18 protein-coding genes are annotated in these 18168 nt (G+C 75.2%); 16 read left to right on the forward strand and 2 right to left on the reverse strand.

Annotation, left to right across the window (positions count from 1 at the left end; all coding sequences use genetic code 11):
* Positions 1–22: 22 nt before the first annotated feature.
* From GYH36_RS06980 to GYH36_RS06995, 4 genes are all read left to right on the forward strand, one after another.
* Positions 23–382 carry a YraN family protein gene (locus GYH36_RS06980; protein ID WP_024840526.1) on the forward strand — a complete coding sequence of 120 codons (360 nt, stop codon included), beginning with the start codon at positions 23–25 and terminating at the stop codon, positions 380–382.
* Complete coding sequence (locus GYH36_RS06985; protein WP_024840527.1) at positions 382–1920, forward strand: YifB family Mg chelatase-like AAA ATPase; 1539 nt, start codon at positions 382–384, stop codon at positions 1918–1920. Before GYH36_RS06980 ends, GYH36_RS06985 begins: the two co-directional genes overlap by 1 nt.
* Entirely contained in the window at positions 1913–3268 is a 1356-nt protein-coding gene (gene dprA, locus GYH36_RS06990; RefSeq protein ID WP_312028535.1) for a DNA-processing protein DprA, read from the forward strand. The genes GYH36_RS06985 and dprA overlap by 8 nt, the downstream gene beginning before the upstream one ends.
* 130 nt (positions 3269–3398) lie before the next feature.
* Entirely contained in the window at positions 3399–4295 is an 897-nt protein-coding gene (locus GYH36_RS06995) for a tyrosine recombinase XerC (RefSeq protein ID WP_034604271.1), read from the forward strand.
* Positions 4296–4455: 160 nt separating this feature from the next.
* On the opposite strand, the gene GYH36_RS07000 is transcribed toward GYH36_RS06995, so the two are convergent.
* Positions 4456–5025 (reverse strand): murein hydrolase activator EnvC family protein, encoded by a 570-nt coding sequence (locus GYH36_RS07000; RefSeq protein ID WP_312028536.1) that lies wholly within the window; start codon positions 5023–5025, stop codon positions 4456–4458.
* A gap of 445 nt (positions 5026–5470) precedes the next feature.
* Here GYH36_RS07000 and rpsB point away from each other — a divergent pair, with 445 nt between their 5' ends.
* From rpsB to GYH36_RS07060, 12 genes are all read left to right on the forward strand, one after another.
* Positions 5471–6442 (forward strand): 30S ribosomal protein S2, encoded by a 972-nt coding sequence (gene rpsB / locus GYH36_RS07005; protein ID WP_162289485.1) that lies wholly within the window; start codon positions 5471–5473, stop codon positions 6440–6442.
* A 131-nt stretch (positions 6443–6573) separates the two neighbouring features.
* Positions 6574–7413, forward strand: a complete 840-nt coding sequence (gene tsf / locus GYH36_RS07010; protein ID WP_024840532.1) for a translation elongation factor Ts — start codon at positions 6574–6576, stop codon at positions 7411–7413.
* A 170-nt stretch (positions 7414–7583) separates the two neighbouring features.
* The gene (gene pyrH / locus GYH36_RS07015) at positions 7584–8330 is read left to right on the forward strand and encodes a UMP kinase (protein WP_376739809.1); all 747 of its coding nucleotides are present in this window, start codon (positions 7584–7586) and stop codon (positions 8328–8330) included.
* Between the two features lie 54 nt (positions 8331–8384).
* Entirely contained in the window at positions 8385–8942 is a 558-nt protein-coding gene (gene frr, locus GYH36_RS07020; protein WP_024840534.1) for a ribosome recycling factor, read from the forward strand.
* Between the two features lie 31 nt (positions 8943–8973).
* A complete protein-coding gene (locus GYH36_RS07025) occupies positions 8974–9831 on the forward strand; it encodes a phosphatidate cytidylyltransferase (RefSeq protein ID WP_024840535.1) in 858 nt (285 codons plus the stop codon).
* A 49-nt stretch (positions 9832–9880) separates the two neighbouring features.
* Positions 9881–11026: a dual-specificity RNA methyltransferase RlmN gene (gene rlmN / locus GYH36_RS07030; protein WP_115942364.1), complete on the forward strand. Its 1146-nt coding sequence runs from the start codon at positions 9881–9883 to the stop codon at positions 11024–11026.
* Complete coding sequence (locus GYH36_RS07035) at positions 11023–11574, forward strand: DivIVA domain-containing protein (RefSeq protein WP_024840537.1); 552 nt, start codon at positions 11023–11025, stop codon at positions 11572–11574. The genes rlmN and GYH36_RS07035 overlap by 4 nt, the downstream gene beginning before the upstream one ends.
* Positions 11575–11584: 10 nt before the next feature.
* Positions 11585–12313 carry a class I SAM-dependent methyltransferase gene (locus GYH36_RS07040; protein ID WP_312028537.1) on the forward strand — a complete coding sequence of 243 codons (729 nt, stop codon included), beginning with the start codon at positions 11585–11587 and terminating at the stop codon, positions 12311–12313.
* A 71-nt stretch (positions 12314–12384) separates the two neighbouring features.
* Positions 12385–13584: a 1-deoxy-D-xylulose-5-phosphate reductoisomerase gene (dxr, locus tag GYH36_RS07045; protein WP_115943613.1), complete on the forward strand. Its 1200-nt coding sequence runs from the start codon at positions 12385–12387 to the stop codon at positions 13582–13584.
* Positions 13585–13632: 48 nt separating this feature from the next.
* Complete coding sequence (locus GYH36_RS07050) at positions 13633–14943, forward strand: M50 family metallopeptidase (RefSeq protein WP_162289486.1); 1311 nt, start codon at positions 13633–13635, stop codon at positions 14941–14943.
* Between the two features lie 167 nt (positions 14944–15110).
* Positions 15111–16250, forward strand: a complete 1140-nt coding sequence (gene ispG / locus GYH36_RS07055) for a flavodoxin-dependent (E)-4-hydroxy-3-methylbut-2-enyl-diphosphate synthase (RefSeq protein WP_179151508.1) — start codon at positions 15111–15113, stop codon at positions 16248–16250.
* A 7-nt stretch (positions 16251–16257) separates the two neighbouring features.
* A complete protein-coding gene (locus GYH36_RS07060) occupies positions 16258–17208 on the forward strand; it encodes a GNAT family N-acetyltransferase (protein ID WP_162289487.1) in 951 nt (316 codons plus the stop codon).
* Positions 17209–17229: 21 nt separating this feature from the next.
* On the opposite strand, the gene GYH36_RS07065 is transcribed toward GYH36_RS07060, so the two are convergent.
* A complete protein-coding gene (locus GYH36_RS07065; protein WP_162289488.1) occupies positions 17230–18153 on the reverse strand; it encodes an Fpg/Nei family DNA glycosylase in 924 nt (307 codons plus the stop codon).
* Between the last annotated feature and the right edge of the window lie 15 nt (positions 18154–18168).

An 18168-nucleotide genomic window follows, 5' to 3' on the forward strand; every position in this document is an offset into this window, starting at 1 on the left:
GGTGGGCCGCGGAGGTGAGCCCATGGGAGCGAACGACGCCGTCGGGCGGTACGGGGAGAGGGTGGCCGCGGCCCACCTGGTCGAGGCGGGCTGGACGCTGCTCGACCGCAACTGGCGCGGCACGCGCGGCGAGCTCGACGTCGTCGCGCTCGACGGCGACGTCCTCGTCGCCGTCGAGGTCAAGACCCGGCGCGGCACGGGGTTCGGGCACCCGGCCCAGGCCGTGACGCCCGCGAAGCTCGGGCGCCTGCGTCGGCTCACGGGTGAGTGGCTCGCGACGCACGACGTGCGCGCCCGCTCGGTCCGCATCGACGTCGTCGCGGTGCTCGTGGCCCGCGCGGGGGCGGCGCACGTCGAGCACCTCGTGGGGGTGAGCGCCTGATGGGGCTCGGCACCACGCGCGCCGTCGCTCTGGTCGGGCTCTCGGGTCACGTCGTCGAGGTGCAGGCGCACCTCGCGGCGTCGGTGCCCGGGTTCGTGCTCGTCGGGCTCCCCGACACCGCGCTCAGCGAGTCGCGCGACCGCGTGCGCGCGGCGGTCACCTCGTCCGGCATCCCCTGGCCGCAGCGCAAGATCACGATCAACCTCTCGCCCGCGGCGCTGCCGAAGTCCGGGACGGGCTTCGACGTCGCGATCGCCGTCGCGCTGCTCGCGGGGGCGCAGGTCGTCCCGGCCGGCGCGGTGGAGGACGTCGTGCACCTGGGCGAGCTGGGTCTCGACGGCCGCCTCCAGCCCGTGCGCGGCGTCCTGCCCGCGGTGGCCGCGGCCGTCGCGGCCGGGTTCCGGCACGTCGTCGTGCCGGAGGCCGACGTCGCGGAGGCCCGCCTCGTGCCGGGCGCGAGCGTGGCCGGCGCGGCGACGCTCGCGGACGTCGCACGGCTGCACGGGGCGACGATCGACGCCGCCGACGCACCGACGGCGCCCGTCACCGTGCCGCGGCCGTCCGGCGTGCGACCGCTCCCGGGCGACCTCGCGGACGTCGTGGGGCAGGACGAGGCGCGCCACGCGCTCGAGGTCGCGGCCGCGGGCGGGCACCACCTCCTGCTGGTGGGCGCGCCCGGGGCGGGCAAGACGATGCTCGCGTCACGCCTGCCGGGGATCCTCCCGGACCTCACCGAGAGCGAGGCGGTGGAGGTGACGTCCGTGCACTCCGTCGCGGGCGTGTTCGACCCCGGTACGGGACTCGTCCGCCGCCCGCCCTACGAGGACCCGCACCACACCGCGACGCCCGCGGCGATCGTCGGCGGGGGCAGCGGACTGCCCCGCCCGGGTGCCGCGTCGCGGGCGCACCGCGGCGTGCTCTTCCTCGACGAGGCGCCCGAGTTCGGCGCGCGCGTTCTGCAGACGCTGCGCCAGCCGCTCGAGCACGGCGAGCTCGTGATCCACCGGGCAGCCGGGACCGCGCGCTACCCCGCGCGCTTCCAGCTCGTCCTCGCAGCGAACCCGTGCCCGTGCGGCAAGGGCGTCGGCAAGGGGCTCGAGTGCACGTGCTCGCCCGTGGCGCAGCGCCGGTACTTCGGGCGGCTGTCCGGACCGCTCCTCGACCGCGTGGACGTCCAGGTCGAGGTCCGACCGGTCTCGCGCGTCGAGCGCGCGGTCTCCGACCGTCCGGAGTCCAGCGCGGTCGTCGCGCGGCGCGTGGCCGCTGCGCGCGAGGCGGCGGCCGAGCGTCTTCGGGGCACGCCGTGGCGGACCAACGCCGAGGTGCCCGGCACCTGGCTGCGCGAGCGGCTGGGCGCGGACCCCGCTCTTCTCACCGACGTGGACGCGGCGCTCGACCGGGGCACGCTGAGCCTGCGCGGTGCGGACCGGGTGCTCCGTCTCGCCTGGACCGTCGCCGACCTCGCCGGGCGCACCGCCCCGACCCGGGCCGACGTGGGGGCCGGGCTCGCGCTCCGCACCCGGGGCTACCGTGGCTGAGCGGCGCGTGACGCCCGCGGTCGCGGGGCCCCCGGTGTTCGACGTCGACGACCCACGGCTCGCGCGGGCCGCGTGGTCGCGCCTGGCGGAGCCGGGTGACGAGGTCGCCGTCGCGCTCGTCGACCAGCTCGGCCCCGGGCCCGCGCTCGCGTGGCTGTACGAGGCCGTACGGGACCCGGCGCAGGCTCGGCGTGCGCTCGTCGGGCTCGCGGAGGCGGGCGGTGCGGGGGCCGTCGCCGACGGCGAGGGCGCGGCACCGGACCCGCTCGCGGTCGACGGGGTGGTCGGCGCGCTGCCGGCGGACCGCGCGCCCGCGGGTGCCGACCGCGACGTGCGCAGCCGGGCCGTCGCCCGGCTGCTGCGCGCGGTCGCGCGCTGGGCGCCGCGGCTCGACGGGCTCGACCCACGGCGCGAGCTGCGGGTCCTCGAGCGGCTCGGCGGGGAGCTCCTCGTCCCGGGGGACGCGGGCTGGCCCGTGGGGCTCGACGACCTCGGCCCCGTGCGCCCGCTGGCGCTGTGGGTCCGGGGCAACCGCGACCTCGCTGCCCTGGCGGAGCGGTCGGTCGCGGTCGTGGGCGCCCGTGCGTGCACGGACTACGGGCGGCACGTGACCGGCGAGATCGCGGCGGGGCTCGCCGCACGGGGGTTCACGGTCGTCTCGGGCGGTGCGTACGGGATCGACGCCGCCGCGCACCGCGCCGCCGTCGTGTCCGGCGGCCCGACCGTCGCGTTCCTCGCCGGTGGCGTGGACCGGTTCTACCCGGCCGGGAACACCGAGCTGCTCCGGGAGGTCGTCGCGTCGGGCGGTGCGGTCGTCTCCGAGGTGCCGCCGGGCTCCGTGCCGAGCCGCGTGCGGTTCCTGCTGCGCAACCGCCTGATCGCGGCGGTCGCGGGAGCGACGGTCGTCGTCGAGGCGGCGTGGCGCTCCGGGTCGCTGAGCACGGCGGTGCGCGCCGCCGAGCTCTCCCGCCCCGTGGGCGCCGTCCCGGGACCCGTCACGTCGATGGCGTCCGCGGGGTGCCACCGGCTCCTGCGCGACGGTGCCGCCGTGTGCGTGACCGACGCCGACGAGGTCGCCGAGCTCGCGGGCGTCCTGTCGCGGGACGCCGCGCCGTCCGCACCGGGGGACGCCCGCGGCGCACCTCGGCGGGCCGCGTACGACGGGCTGGACGACGTCGAGACCCGCGCGTGGGACGCGCTCCCGGTCCGGTCGGGCGTGCCGACCGAGGCCGTCGCGCGGTCGGCCGGGCTCGCGGTCGCGGACGCGGTCGGCGCGCTCGGGCGGCTCGAGATCCGCGGGCTAGCCGAGCGGACGCCCGGCGGGTGGCGGCGCGCGCGAACACCGTGAGCGGCCGTCGCCGGAGCGCCTCCGCCCCGGTGACGGCAGCCCGCGCCACACTGGGCGGGTGGCACGCAGCACCGCCGGCCGCGACGCCGGGTCCCCGACCGCCGAAGCCGCCGAGCCCCTCCCGGACGCGATGGGCACGGCGCTCGCGGACTTCGCCGAGCACCTCGAGGTCGCGCAGGGGACGTCCGCGCACACCGTCCGTGCGTACACGGGCGACGTCGAGGCGCTGCTGCGGCACGCCGCGGGTCACGGCGCGACGGCGCCGGACGACGTCGACCTCGCGGCCCTGCGCGCGTGGCTCACGGAGCAGTCGGAGCGCGGGCTCGCGCGCGCGACGCTCGCCCGCCGCGGGGCCGCGGCGCGCGCGTTCTTCGACTGGGCGCGCCGCACCGGGCGCGTGCGTACCGACCCCGCCGTCCGGCTCGCGAGCCCGCGCGTGCCGCGGACGCTGCCGACCGTCCTCGCGGTCGACGCGGCGGGCGCGATGCTCGACGCGGCCCGGGACGCGGCGACGGGCGGCGAGCCCGCGCGACTGCGCACGTGGGCCGCCGCCGAGCTCCTGTACGGAGCCGGGATCCGCGTGGGCGAGCTCGCCGGCGTCGACGTGGACGACGTGGACCTCGCGCAGCGCGTCGTGCGCGTGCTGGGCAAGGGCGACAAGGAGCGCGTCGTGCCGTTCGGCGTGCCCGCCGCACGAGCGGTCACGCGGTGGTTGGACGTCGGGCGGCCGGCGCTCGCGACCGAGCGGTCGGGGCCCGCGCTGCTCGTCGGCGACCGCGGCGGCCGGTGGGGTCAGCGGCAGGTGCGCGAGGCCGTGCACCGCCTCGCCGCCGAGGCCGGCGTCGACGACGTCGCGCCGCACGACCTGCGGCACAGCGCCGCGACGCACCTCCTCGCGGGCGGCTCCGACCTGCGCAGCGTGCAGGAGATCCTCGGTCACTCCTCGCTCGCGACGACCCAGCGCTACACCCACGTCACCGCGGAACGGCTCCGTGCCTCGTTCGAGCAGGCGTTCCCCCGCGCCTGACGCCGCCGCGCCGGCTCCGTGCCGCTCGGTCACGACGGAGGTCGTCCCGGCGACAGCCTGCTCGGGCACGTGCGTGATCTTGAGCAGCGCGCGCCACGGGTGGCTGAGGGTCGGGGAGACGGGCGACGGGCGGTCACACGCCGGATCTGGTCCGGGCGCCTCAGGCGAGCGGCAGCAGGACGATCGGCGGGCGGTCGCCGAGCAGCGCGAGCGGGTCCACGTAGCGCTCGCCGCGCCGCACGCCCCAGTGCACGCACGCGCCCGCGCAGTGGCTCGCGACGGTGCCGTCGGCGACCTGCACCGTGCCGACGACGCCGCCGGACGCGACGTGCGTCCCGCGCGGCACGGTCGCCGTGACGGGCTCGAGCGACGTGCGCAGCCCGTCGTCGTGCGTCACCACGAGCACGTCGCGCCCGGCGACCGGACCGGCGAACGTCACGACGCCCGGCGCCGGCGACCGCACCGGCTCACCGGCCGCCGCGTCGAGGTCGACGCCGCGGTGCCCGGGCAGCCAGTCGTGCTCCGGCGGGTCGAACGGTGCGATCACGCCGAGGTCGTCGAGCGACCGGTCGAGCGGAGGCACCCAGGCCCCGATTCCGGCGTGGGGCTCGGCGCCGGCGACGGGACCCGGCGCGGCGACGGCCGCGGGACCGAGCAGGGCGAGCGCGACGGCTGCGGCGGCGACGGCCGCGCGCGCGGGACGGACGGGGGCCGGGTGGTGAGGAGGCACCGGCCCAGGCTGCCGCAGCCCGGCCGTCGGGCGGGTGCGCGAGGGCGACGGCTGTGGACGGACGGTCCGCGCGTCGTCGGCCGACGGGCGGGGGAGGGCGGCTGTGGTCGCCGCTGCGGTCGGGTAGACTGGCCGCTGCGACCGGCGCGTTCGCCGTGCCCGGCCCGAGGTTCACACCTCGGCCGAGGACGGAGCCGGTCGACTTCGCGCGTCACGTCCTCGCCCCCTTTCCGGTCCTGCCGGTGCGGAGCGGGGCCGCGTCCGGCGTCGGTCCTGACCGTTCCACCCCCCGAGGGTGCGCGGCAGGCGTCGGCACGGGTGGCGCCAGGGGTGCGACCACCAGGGTCGTCACCGACAACCGCACCGCGGCCCGTCCTTGCGGAGGGGCCGCCAGAAGCGTGCGCGCACCGGGTGGATCCCGGGCCGCACGGTGAAAGGACGTGTCATGGCCGTTGTGACCATGCGCCAGCTCCTCGAGAGCGGTGTCCACTTCGGGCACCAGACCCGCCGTTGGAACCCGAAGATGAAGCGCTTCATCTTCACCGAGCGCAACGGCATCTACATCGTCGACCTCCAGCAGTCGCTGTCGTACATCGACCGCGCGTACGAGTTCGTCAAGGAGACCGTCGCGCACGGCGGCTCCATCCTCTTCGTCGGCACCAAGAAGCAGGCCCAGGAGCCCGTGGCCGAGCAGGCCGCGCGCGTCGGGATGCCCTACGTGAACCACCGCTGGCTCGGCGGCATGCTCACGAACTTCACCACGGTGCACAAGCGTCTCCAGCGCCTCAAGGAGCTCGAGGAGATCGACTTCGACGACGTCGCCGGCTCCGGTCTGACCAAGAAGGAGCTCCTCGTCCTGCGTCGCGAGAAGGACAAGCTCGCCCGCACGCTCGGCGGCATCCGCGACATGGCGAAGGTCCCCTCCGCCGTGTGGATCGTCGACACGAACAAGGAGCACCTCGCGGTCGACGAGGCGCGCAAGCTCGGCATCCCGATCGTCGCGATCCTCGACACCAACTGCGACCCCGACGTCGTGGACTACAAGATCCCGGGCAACGACGACGCCATCCGCTCGGTCACGCTGCTCACGCGCGTGATCGCGGACGCCGCCGCCGAGGGCCTGCTCCAGCGCCACTCCGGCCGCTCGGGCGCCGAGGCCGAGTCGGGCGCGTCCGCCGAGCCGCTGGCCGAGTGGGAGCGCGAGCTCCTCGCCGGTGCCGAGCAGCAGCTCGCGGCCGACGAGAAGGCCGCCGAGGCGAACGTCGAGGCCGCTGCGGCCGAGGGCGTGGCCGAGGTCGCCGCCGAGGAGCCCGCTGACGCCGCCGCCGAGGTCGTCGAGGAGGCCGCCGCCGAGGCCGCGGTCGTCGCCGACGCCGAGGCCGTCGTCGCCGACGCCGAGGCCGACGAGACCAAGTGACGCCCCGGGGTGCGCGGTGGGGGACCGCCGCGCACCCCGTGCCGTCCCGTCTCCGGGCACCGCAGCGGTGCCCCCACCAGCACGTCCCTTGTGACGACGTACCCGTGACGAACCACGAGTGAGGAACCACCATGGCGAACTACACCGCCGCTGACATCAAGGCCCTGCGCGAGCGCACCGGCGCCGGCATGCTCGACGTCAAGAAGGCTCTCGACGAGGCGGACGGCGACGCGGAGAAGGCGCTCGAGATCATCCGCGTCAAGGGTCTGAAGGGCGTCGCCAAGCGCGAGGGCCGCTCGACCTCCGAGGGCCTCGTCGCGGTCGACATCCGCGACACCGAGGGCGGCCAGGTCGCGACGCTCATCGAGCTCAACTCCGAGACGGACTTCGTCGCGAAGAACGAGACGTTCATCTCCCTCGCGGACCGCGTGCTCAAGGCCGCGGCCGACGCCGGTGCGCGCGACGCGGACGCGGCGCTCGCCGCGGACGCGGACGGCGAGACCGTCCAGGAGGTCATCGACAACCAGGCTGCGACGCTCGGCGAGAAGATCGTCCTGCGCCGCGTGACCCGCGTCGCGGGCGAGCGCGTCACCGCCTACCTGCACCGCACGGCGCGCGACCTGCCGCCGTCGATCGGCGTGGTCGTCGCGACCGACGCCGCGGGCGAGGCCGTCGCGAAGGACGTCGCGCAGCACGTCGCCGCGATGTCCCCGACGTACCTGTCGCGCGACGAGGTGCCGGCCGAGACGGTCGAGAACGAGCGCCGCATCGCCGAGGAGACCTCGCGCAACGAGGGCAAGCCCGAGGCCGCGCTCCCGAAGATCGTCGAGGGTCGTCTCAACGGCTTCTTCAAGGACGTCGTCCTCGTGGACCAGCCGCTCGCGAAGGACCCGAAGAAGACGGTCGGCCAGGTCGTCTCCGAGGCCGGCGGCACCATCACCGAGTTCGTGCGGTACCGCGTCGGCGCCTGACGCCTCCGTCGGCCCGGCCGCGTCGTCCCTCGACGACGGGGCCGGGCCGACCGCGCACCCGGGGGTGGCCCGGGCGCGCGACGACCGCCGTCGTGGCGCACCATCGGGTGGGCGACGTCGGAGCAGGATGACCGCCCCACCGGGCCCAGGACGAAGGACAGGTGTCGACAGTGACGGCAGGCGAGCAGACCACGCCCGAGACGGGTACCGCGCACCGGCGCGTGCTCCTCAAGCTCTCGGGCGAGACGTTCGGCGGCGGGCAGATCGGTCTCGCGCCCGACGTCGTCCAGCGCGTCGCCCGGGAGATCGCGGACGCGGTCGCCCAGGGCGTCCAGGTCGCCATCGTCGTCGGCGGCGGCAACTTCTTCCGCGGCGCGGAGCTCTCCCAGCGCGGCCTCGACCGCGCCCGTGCCGACTACATGGGCATGCTCGGCACGGTCATGAACTGCCTCGCGCTGCAGGACTTCCTGGAGCAGGCGGGGGTGAAGACGCGCGTGCAGACCGCCATCACGATGGGTCAGGTCGCCGAGCCGTACATCCCGCTGCGGGCGATCCGCCATCTCGAGAAGGGTCGCGTCGTGATCTTCGGCGCGGGCGCCGGGATGCCCTACTTCTCGACGGACACCGTCTCCGTGCAGCGCGCCCTCGAGACGCACTGCCAGGAGGTCCTCATGGGCAAGAACGGCGTCGACGGGGTCTACACCGCCGACCCGCGCACGGACCCGTCCGCCACGAAGCTCGACCACCTCACGTACACCGACGCCCTCGTCAACGACCTCGCGGTCATGGACGCGACGGCGCTGAGCCTGTGCCGTGACAACGACGTGCGCATGCGCGTGTTCGGCATGAACGAGCCGGGGAACGTCACGCGTGCCCTGGTCGGCGAGAATATTGGCACACTGGTCACGACCGACTGACGCCGGTTCGCCCGACGGACACGACCGACCACGACGAACGACGAAGGAGCACTGGTGATCGACGAGACCCTCCTCGAGGCCGAGGAGAAGATGGACAAGGCCGTCGAGGTGGCCAAGGAGGACTTCGCCGCGATCCGCACGGGCCGTGCGAACGCCGCGATGTTCAACAAGATCACGGTCGACTACTACGGCGCCCCGACGCCGCTGCAGCAGCTCGCGTCGTTCACGGTGACGGAGGCGCGCACGATCCTCGTCTCGCCGTTCGACAAGAGCTCGATCACGGCCGTCGAGAAGTCGCTGCGCGACTCGGACCTGGGCGTGAACCCCTCGAACGACGGCAACGTCATCCGCGTCGTGCTGCCCGCCCTCACCGAGGAGCGCCGTCGCGACTTCGTCAAGCTCGCGAAGGCGAAGGCCGAGGACTCGCGCGTCTCGATCCGCAACGTCCGCCGCCGCGCCAAGGAGGAGCTGGACCGCATCGCGCGCGACGGCGAGGCCGGCGAGGACGAGGTCGGTCGTGCGGAGAAGGAGCTCGAGGCCCTGACGAAGGCGCACGTCGAGCAGGTCGACGCGCTCCTCGCGGGCAAGGAGAGCGAGCTGCTCGAGGTCTGAGCGCCTCGTCGGCGACCTCTTCCACGCACCGATGACAGACACCTCCCCGACGGCCGCCGGCGACAGCACCTCCGCGGCGCGCGCCCCCAAGGCGGGCCGCAACCTCCCTGTGGCGATCGCGGTGGGCCTCGGCCTGCTCGCGCTCGTCGGCGCGAGCCTCGCGTTCCGGCCCGAGTTCTTCGTGCTGCTCGCGACCGTCGCCGTCGGGGCTGCGCTGTGGGAGCTGGCCCAGGCCTTCCGGCGGCGGGAGCTGCACCTGCCGCTCCTGCCGCTGCTCGTCGGCACGGTCGGCATCCTCGTGTCGTCGTACTACTCGGGGCCCGAGGCGCTGCTCGTCTCCTTCATGCTCACGGTCGCGGGCGCCGTGGTGTGGCGCGTGATCGACGGGTCCGGCACGGCCGCGGTGCGCGACGCCGCGGCGGCCACGTTCGCCGCGGCCTACCTGCCGTTCATGGCGGGCTTCGTCATGCTCATGCTCGCCGCCCCGGACGGGCGCGTGCGCGTGCTGCTTTTCATCCTCCTCGCCGTCGCGAACGACGTCGGCGGGTACGTCGCGGGCGTGCTGTTCGGCCGGCACCCGCTCGCGCCCTCGGTGAGCCCCAAGAAGTCCTGGGAGGGTCTCGCGGGGTCGTTCGTCCTCGCGACCGCTGTCGGCGTCGTCGGCGCGGTCGTGGGCCTCGGCGCGAGCCCTCTCATCGGCGTGGCGCTCGGCGTCCTGGCCCCCCTGACGGCCACCGTGGGCGACCTCGCGGAGTCCATGATCAAGCGGGACCTAGAATTGAAGGACATGGGGTCGCTCCTGCCCGGCCACGGAGGCATCCTGGACCGGCTGGACTCCATGCTCCTCACCGCCCCGTTCGTGTACGTCCTGCTCGCGCTGGCCGTCTGATCTCCCGCGGGCGCCCTGTCCGCGACACCCCCCACGCTTGGACCTCCTCATGACCGTCCGTTCCGTCCGCCCCTCCGCGGAGTCGAAGCCGCTCCCGCTCGTCATGTCCGCGCCGCGGCGCGGCAAGCCGCCGCGCCACTTCGCCGACCTCGCGCCCGAGGAGGTGCGGGACGCCGTCGTCGAGCTCGGCGAGAAGCCGTTCCGTGCCAAGCAGCTCGCGACGCACTACTACGCGCACCTCACGCGCGACCCCGAGGCGATGACGGATCTGCCGAAGGCGACGCGGGACCTGCTGGCGGAGGCGCTGTTCCCGCCGCTGCTCACCGCCGCGCGCCGCATGGAGGCCGACGGCGGCACGACCGTCAAGACGCTGTGGCACCTGTTCGACGGCGCCAAGGTCGAGTCGGTGCTCATGCGCTACCCGCAGCGCACGACCCTGTGCGTGTCGAGCCAGGCGGGCTGCGGCATGGCGTGCCCGTTCTGCGCGACCGGCCAGCTCGGCCTCACGCGCAACCTCTCCGTGGCGGAGATCGTCGAGCAGGTGCGCGCGGCGGCCCGCTCGCTCGCCGACGGTGAGATCCCCGGTGGCCCGGCGCGCCTGAACAACCTCGTGTTCATGGGCATGGGCGAGCCGCTCGCGAACTACAAGGCCGTCATGGGCACCGTGCGGCGCCTCGTCGCGCCGGCGCCGGACGGCCTGGGGATGTCCGCGCGCAACATCACCGTCTCGACGGTCGGCCTCGTCCCGGCGATGCGCAAGCTCGCCGACGAGGGCATCCCCGTGACGCTCGCGCTGTCGCTGCACGCCCCGGACGACGACCTGCGCGGCGAGCTCGTGCCGATCAACACGCGGTGGAGCGTCGACGAGGCGCTCGACGCGGCGCGGCACTACTTCGAGGTGACCGGGCGCCGCGTGAGCATCGAGTACGCGCTCATCAAGGACATGAACGACCACGCGTGGCGCGCGGACCTGCTCGGCGAGAAGCTCAACGCGCGCGGTCGCGGCTGGGTGCACGTCAACCCGATCCCGCTCAACCCCACCCCGGGCTCGATCTGGACGGCCAGCGACCCTGCCGTCGAGGCGGAGTTCGTGGCACGATTGCGCGGGCACGGGATCCCGACGACGATCCGTGACACCCGCGGCAGTGACATCGACGGCGCCTGCGGGCAGCTCGCTGCAGAGGAGGACGAGTGAGTTCGCTGTTCACCACGGTCTCGAGGACCCGGAACGGGTACGACCCCGAGGAGGTCGACGAGTTCTTCGAGCACGCGCGCGACGTGTACGAGGGTCGCGTGGCGGACCGTCTGACCAGCACCGACATCCAGGCGTCGGTCTTCGACCTGGTCCGCGGCGGGTACGACACGCACGAGGTCGACGCCGCGCTCGACCGTCTCGAGGGCGCGTTCATCGCGCGCCAGCGCGCCGAGTACGTGGCCGCGCACGGGCAGCAGGCGTGGATGAACGCGCTCGCCGAGCGGGCGCGCACGCTCTACGGCCGGCTCGGACGCCCGGACGGCGAGAAGTTCGCGCTCGCCGAGCGGGGCAAGCCCGCGTACGACATCGACGACGTCGACGACCTGTGCGACCGGCTCGTCGCCTACTTCGACCGGCAGGTGCCGATCACCGCGGCGGAGATCCGCTCCGCGACGTTCGGTCGCGCGCGTGGTCGCGACGGCTACGCGGAGGGCCCCGTCGACGCGTTCTTCGCCCGCGCGATCGAGGTGCTGCTCGGCGTCGAGTGACGGCCCGACCGTGACCCTCGACCCCCGGACGTCGTCGCACCGTCTCGTCCGGCGCGCCGCCGCGTGGCTGGCCGCGGTCAACGCCCGGCACCCGTGGGACCACAACGCGCACTTCCACCGCTGGGTCGTGCGCCGGGTGCCGCGCGGCGCACGGGTCGTGCTCGACGTCGGGTGCGGCGCGGGCGCGCTCGTCGGCGCGCTGCGCGGGCGCGCGGCGGAGGTGCACGGCGTCGACGCCGACCCGGGCATGGTCGCCGCCGCGACGGCGCGGCACGCCGGCGACCCGCACGTGACGGTGCGGCTGGCGAGGATCGGCGACGTCCGGGGACCGGGCGACGTCCGCGGGCCCGAGCCCGGGCGCGCCGCGCCCGACGCGTACGACGCGGTGACGATGGTCGCCGTCCTGCACCACCTCGAGCTCGAGCCGGCGCTCCGGCACGCCCGGGACCTCCTCGCCCCGGGCGGCCGGCTGCTCGTCGTCGGCCTGGCGCGGGTCCGGACCGGTCGCGACCTCGCGGTCGACCTCGTCTCGGCCGTTCTCAACCCCCTCGTCGGCCTCGTCCGTCACCCGCGGCGTGCCCGCCCGGGCGAGACCGTGCCGTGGACGCGCGGCATGCCGGTGCGCGACCCGGAGCACACGGTCGACGAGATCGCGCGCGTCGCGCGCGCGGTCCTGCCCGGCGCGCGCCTGCGGCGCCGGCTCTTCTTCCGCTGGACGCTCGCGTGGACGGCGCGCTGACCGGCGTGCTGACCGACGCTCGGGCGGCCGGGACGTCCGCGCGCGCCCCGAGGTCCTGGGAGGATGGGCCCATGCCCGACTCCACCCCGCGCAGCACTTCCCGCACCGTGACGATCCTCGGCTCGACGGGCTCGATCGGCACCCAGGCGATCGACGTCGTCCGCCGGCACCCGGACCGGTTCCGCGTCGACGCGCTCTCCGCGGGGGGCGGCGACGTGGACCTGCTGGCACGTCAGGCCGTCGAGACGGGCGCGCGCGCCGTCGGCGTGGCGGACCCGGCCCGGGCCGACGCCCTCGTCGCGGCCCTGGCCGCCGCGTCCGCGGGCGGCGACGTCCCCGAGGTGCTCGCCGGTCCGGACGCGGCCGCCGACCTCGCGGGCCGGGGGAGCGACGTCGTGCTCAACGGCGTCACGGGGTCCGTCGGCCTCGGCCCGACGCTCGCGGCCCTGCGCGCCGGCTCGACGCTCGCGCTCGCGAACAAGGAGTCGCTCGTGGCCGGGGGCGCGCTCGTGCGCGCCGCGCAGCAGCGCCCCGACCAGATCGTGCCCGTGGACTCCGAGCACTCGGCGATCGCCCAGTGCCTGCGGTCCGGCACGCGCGCGGAGGTGCGACGGCTGATCCTCACCGCGTCGGGCGGCCCGTTCCGCGGCTGGGACGCCGACGCCGTGAAGTCCGCGACCGTCGACCAGGCCCTCGCGCACCCCACGTGGGCGATGGGCCCGGTCGTCACGGTGAACTCCGCGAGCCTCATGAACAAGGGCCTCGAGCTCATCGAGGCGCACCTGCTGTTCGACGTCCCGGCCGACGACATCACGGTCGTCGTGCACCCGCAGTCCGTGGTGCACTCCATGGTCGAGTTCGTCGACGGCTCCACGATCGCGCAGGCGTCGCCGCCGGACATGCGCCTGCCCATCGCCCTCGGCCTCTCGTGGCCCGACCGGCTCGACCCCGTGACCCCGCCGTGCGACTGGTCGGCGGCCACGTCGTGGACGTTCGAGCCGCTCGACGACGCGGCGTTCCCGGCCGTGGGGCTCGCGCGGGCGGCCGTCGCGGCGAGCGCGACGCACCCCGCCGTGTACAACGCGGCGAACGAGGAGGCCGTCGCCGCGTTCCTCAGCGGACGCGCAGGTTTCGGTGACATCGTGGCGACCGTGGACCGCGTGCTCGCGGCGCACGACGGAACCCCCGCGGACGCCGTGACGTTGGACCACGTGGCGGACGCCGAGGCGTGGGCGCGCGCCCGCGCGAACGAGCTGCTGGACCGCCGCTGAGCGCGGTCGGGCGGCGACCGACGACGAGAACGACCGAGTGAGGACCGTATGGCTTGGGTGATCGGCATCGCCGTCTTCGTGGTGGGCCTGGTGGTCTCCATCGGCCTGCACGAGATCGGCCACATGGTGCCCGCGAAGCGGTTCGGCGTCCGGGTGAGCCAGTACATGGTCGGGTTCGGCCCGACGCTGTGGTCTCGCACGAAGGGCGAGACGGAGTACGGCCTCAAGGCGGTCCCGCTCGGCGGCTACGTGCGGCTCGTCGGCATGTACCCGCCCGCACCGGCCGGAGCGCGTCCACGACGGAACGGCTTCTTCTCGCAGGTCGTCGCCGACGCGCGGGACGCGAGCACGGAGGAGATCCGCCCCGGCGAGGAGCACCGGGCGTTCTACAACCTCTCCGCGCCCAAGAAGGTCGTCGTCATGCTCGGCGGCCCCGTCATGAACCTCCTCGTCGCCGTGGTGCTCACGCTCGTCGTCGCCGTGGGCATCGGCGTGCCGACGGTGACGACGACGGTCGGCAACGTCACGCCGTGCGTCCCCGCGGCCGTCACGGCGGAGCAGAGCGAGTGCGGCGCGACCGACCCGCAGTCGCCGGCGGCCGCCGCCGGCCTCGAGGCGGGCGACACGATCGTCGCGTTCGACGGCGTCCCGGTCGACTCGTGGGACGAGCTGTCGGGGGCGATCCAGGGGGCCGCCGACGAGACCGTGCCCGTCGTGGTGGAGCGCGACGGGCAGCGGGTCGAGCTCACCATGACGCCGGTCCCCGTCGCGCGGCAGGTGGTCGCGGCGGACGGCACCCTCGTGGTCGACGCCGCGGGCGAGCCCGTCACGGAGCCCGCGGGGTACGTCGGGTTCACGCCGACCGCGGAGCGCCGGTCGGCCGGCGTCGGCCCCGCGCTCAAGCTGACGTGGCAGCAGGTCAGCGGCACCGTCGGCATCATCGCGACCCTCCCCGTCAAGGTCGCCGACGCCGCGTCCGCCGCGTTCGGCGGGGGCGAGCGGGACCCGAACGGCGTCGTGAGCATCGTCGGGGTCGGGCAGATCGCCGTCGCGATCGCCGACAGCGACAACGCCGTGGTGACGCAGGTCGCGGGGTTCCTCTCGCTGCTCGCCGCGCTCAACGTCGCGCTCTTCGTGTTCAACCTCATCCCGCTCCTGCCGCTCGACGGCGGGCACGTGGTGAACGCGCTCTACGAGGGGGCCAAGCGCACCGTCGCCCGGGTGCGGGGGCTCCCGCGCCCGGGTCCCGCGGACGTCGCCCGGATGATGCCGGTCGCGTACGTGATGTTCTTCGTCCTGCTCGGGGTCGGGGCGGTGCTCATCCTCGCCGACGTCCTGAACCCGATACGGCTCACCTAGCGCCGCCGACCGCCGTCGGCGTGCGCGCGCCCGGCGTCTCGCGCGTGGAGGGTCCGCGAAGATGTGCCGGACCCGGCGGGAAGGTGACGTCCCGGACACCCCCGACGTGCGGCGTCGGACGCCCGGCGGGGGATACTAGGGGCGTGAGCGTACCCATCAACCTCGGAATGCCTGCCGCCCCTCCGCCGGTCCTCGCGCCGCGACGTGCCAGTCGCAAGATCAAGGTCGGCAAGGTCGAGGTCGGCGGCGACGCACCGATCAGCGTCCAGTCCATGACGACGACCCCGACGACGGACATCAACGCGACGCTCCAGCAGATCGCGGAGCTCACCGCGTCGGGCTGCGACATCGTGCGCGTGGCCGTGCCGAGCGCGGACGACGCGCTCGCGCTGCCGGCGATCGCGAAGAAGTCGCAGATCCCCGTCATCGCGGACATCCACTTCCAGCCCAAGTACGTGTTCGCCGCGATCGACGCGGGCTGCGCCGCGGTGCGCGTGAACCCGGGCAACATCCGCAAGTTCGACGACCAGGTCAAGGAGATCGCCAAGGCCGCCTCCGACGCCGGTGTGTCGCTGCGCATCGGCGTCAACGCCGGCTCGCTCGACCCGCGCCTGCTCGCGAAGTACGGCAAGGCGACGCCCGAGGCGCTCGTCGAGTCGGCCGTGTGGGAGGCGTCGCTCTTCGAGGAGCACGACTTCCACGACTTCAAGATCTCGGTCAAGCACAACGACCCGGTCGTCATGGTGCGCGCGTACGAGCTGCTCGCCGAGGCGGGCGACTGGCCCCTGCACCTCGGCGTGACCGAGGCGGGCCCGGCGTTCCAGGGCACGATCAAGTCCGCGACGGCGTTCGGCGCGCTGCTGAGCAAGGGCATCGGCGACACGATCCGCGTCTCCCTCTCGGCCCCGCCGGTCGAGGAGGTCAAGGTCGGCAACCAGATCCTCCAGGCGCTCAACCTGCGCCCGCGCAAGCTCGAGATCGTCTCGTGCCCCTCGTGCGGCCGCGCCCAGGTGGACGTCTACACGCTCGCGGAGAAGGTCACCGCCGGCCTGGAGGGCATGGAGGTGCCGCTGCGCGTCGCCGTCATGGGCTGCGTCGTCAACGGCCCGGGCGAGGCCCGCGAGGCCGACCTCGGCGTCGCGTCGGGCAACGGCAAGGGCCAGATCTTCGTCAAGGGCGAGGTCGTCAAGACGGTGCCCGAGTCGCTGATCGTCGAGACGCTCATCGAGGAGGCGCTGCGCATCGCGGAGACCATGACGCCGGAGAACGACGCCCAGGCCGGACCCCCGGTCGTCACGGTCGGCTGACGTCCCCGTGGCCCGCTGGCGTCCGTCCGTCCCGGCGTTGCGGCCACGGGCGCGCACCGGGCCCGACGCGCGGGCGCGCGTCCTCCTCGACGCGGACGTCCCGGAGGCGCTCGCGGTGTGCGCGGGCGACCCGGTCGCGTCGACGCTCGCGGCGGCACGGCTCGTCGTCGCCCAGCGTGCGGGCCTGCACGCCGCGGGCGGCCAGGCGTGGGGCTTCCCCGCGGTTGGGCCGCTCGAGGCCGTGTGCTGGGCGGGCGCGAACCTCGTCCCCGTGGTGCCCCGGACCCTCGACGCGTCACGCGCCGACGCGGCGGTCACGGCGTTCGCCGAGCTCGCGCGCCACGCGGGGCGGCGCTCGTCCTCGGTCGTGGGGGAGCGGGACGCGGTGCTCGCGCTGTGGGACCTGCTCGCCCCGCACTGGCCGAGCCCGCGCGAGATCCGCGCGAACCAGCCGTCGCTCGCGATCGACCGCGAGCCGGACGTCGCGCCGGACCCGGGCGTGCGCCGCTCCGTCCCGGCGGAGGTGCCGATCGTGCTCCCGGCGTGCGTGGCGATGTTCACCGAGGAGGTCGGCTACTCGCCCGTCGAGGGCGGAGGGCGCGCGTACGAGGAGCGCGTGCGCTCGCTCGTGCTCGCCGGCCGCTCGTTCGTCCGGACGGCGGGGGAGCGCGAGGGCGCGCCGCACGTCGTGTTCAAGGCAGAGCTCGGCGCGGTGACGCCGCTCGTCGCGCAGGTGCAGGGCGTGTGGGTCGACCCGCGGTACCGCGGCCAGGGCCTCGCGGCGCCCGGGATGGCCGCCGTCGTGCGGCTCGCGCGCGAGGCGCACGGGGACGGCGCGGCCGGGCACCGCCCGCCCGTCGTCTCGCTCTACGTCAACGACTACAACGCGCGCGCTCTCGCCGCGTACCGGCGGGTCGGGTTCGAGCAGGTCGGCACGTACGCGACCGTGCTGTTCTGAGTCCGGCGCCCGCGCCCGGCCTCACTTGAGCAGGCGCGACATCCGGCGGTCGGCGAGGACCTGCCCGCCCGTCTGGCACGTCGCGCAGTACTGCAGGCTGCGGTCGGCGAAGCTCACCTCGCGCACCGTGTCCCCGCACACGGGGCACGGCAGCCCCGTGCGTCCGTGCACGCGCATCCCCGCACGCTTGGCGTCCTTGAGCTCGGCGGCCGGCTTGCCCGACGACGCCGCGACCGCCTCGGCGAGCACCTCGCCCACGGCGGCGTGCACGCGCGCGACCTCGTCGGCCGTGAACGAGCGCGTCAGCTTGAACGGGCTCGTCCGGGCCGCGTGGAGGATCTCGTCGGAGTAGGCGTTGCCGATCCCCGCGATCGACGACTGGTCGCGCAGCAGCCCCTTGACCTGCTGGTTGCGCGCGGCCATGAGCGCGCCGAGGGCCTCGGGCGTGAAGCCCGCGTCGAGCGGCTCGATCCCCAGCGTCTCGACGGCGCGCACCTCCTCGGGCCGACGTACCACGTGGACGGCGAGACGCTTGCGCGTCCCCGCCTCCGTGAGGTCGAAGCCCGACCCGTCGTCGAACCGCACGCGCAGCGCGAGCACCGCGGCCTTGCCGCCGCCGCCCCCGCCGAGACGCGGGCGCACCGGCGTCGTCGGGGCTTTCTCCGACCAGCGCAGCCACCCGGCCCGGGCGAGGTGGAACACGAGGTGGAGCTCGGCGTCGGGCCCCGTGGTCGCCGGGCCGCCCGGAGGCTGCGCGAGCACCAGGTCGAGCCACTTGCCGTGCCGTCGCGCCCCCGCGACGACCCGGCCGACGAGCGCCGTCATCGGCGGGTCGAACGTCTTGAGCGCGGCGATCTGCGCGACGTCCGCGGCGACGACGGTGCGGCCGGTCGCGCGGTCGTCGAGGAACCGGACGAGGGCCTCGACCTCGGGCAGCTCGGGCATGGGGACATCCTCCCC

This window comes from Cellulosimicrobium composti, assembly GCF_010287905.1.
Classification (GTDB): domain Bacteria; phylum Actinomycetota; class Actinomycetes; order Actinomycetales; family Cellulomonadaceae; genus Cellulosimicrobium; species Cellulosimicrobium composti.

Bases quoted from the DNA above. Each gene is read 5' to 3' on its own strand.
- GYH36_RS06980 (WP_024840526.1), top strand. From the start codon at position 23: ATGGGAGCGAACGACGCCGTCGGGCGGTACGGGGAGAGGGTGGCCGCG.
- rpsB (WP_162289485.1), top strand. From the start codon at position 5,471: ATGGCCGTTGTGACCATGCGCCAGCTCCTCGAGAGCGGTGTCCACTTC.
- GYH36_RS07025 (WP_024840535.1), top strand. From the start codon at position 8,974: ATGACAGACACCTCCCCGACGGCCGCCGGCGACAGCACCTCCGCGGCG.
- GYH36_RS07065 (WP_162289488.1), bottom strand. From the start codon at position 18,153: ATGCCCGAGCTGCCCGAGGTCGAGGCCCTCGTCCGGTTCCTCGACGAC.
- tsf (WP_024840532.1), top strand. From the start codon at position 6,574: ATGGCGAACTACACCGCCGCTGACATCAAGGCCCTGCGCGAGCGCACC.
- GYH36_RS06995 (WP_034604271.1), top strand. From the start codon at position 3,399: ATGGGCACGGCGCTCGCGGACTTCGCCGAGCACCTCGAGGTCGCGCAG.
- rlmN (WP_115942364.1), top strand. From the start codon at position 9,881: ATGACCGTCCGTTCCGTCCGCCCCTCCGCGGAGTCGAAGCCGCTCCCG.
- dxr (WP_115943613.1), top strand. From the start codon at position 12,385: ATGCCCGACTCCACCCCGCGCAGCACTTCCCGCACCGTGACGATCCTC.
- ispG (WP_179151508.1), top strand. From the start codon at position 15,111: ATGCCTGCCGCCCCTCCGCCGGTCCTCGCGCCGCGACGTGCCAGTCGC.
- GYH36_RS07050 (WP_162289486.1), top strand. From the start codon at position 13,633: ATGGCTTGGGTGATCGGCATCGCCGTCTTCGTGGTGGGCCTGGTGGTC.
- GYH36_RS06985 (WP_024840527.1), top strand. From the start codon at position 382: ATGGGGCTCGGCACCACGCGCGCCGTCGCTCTGGTCGGGCTCTCGGGT.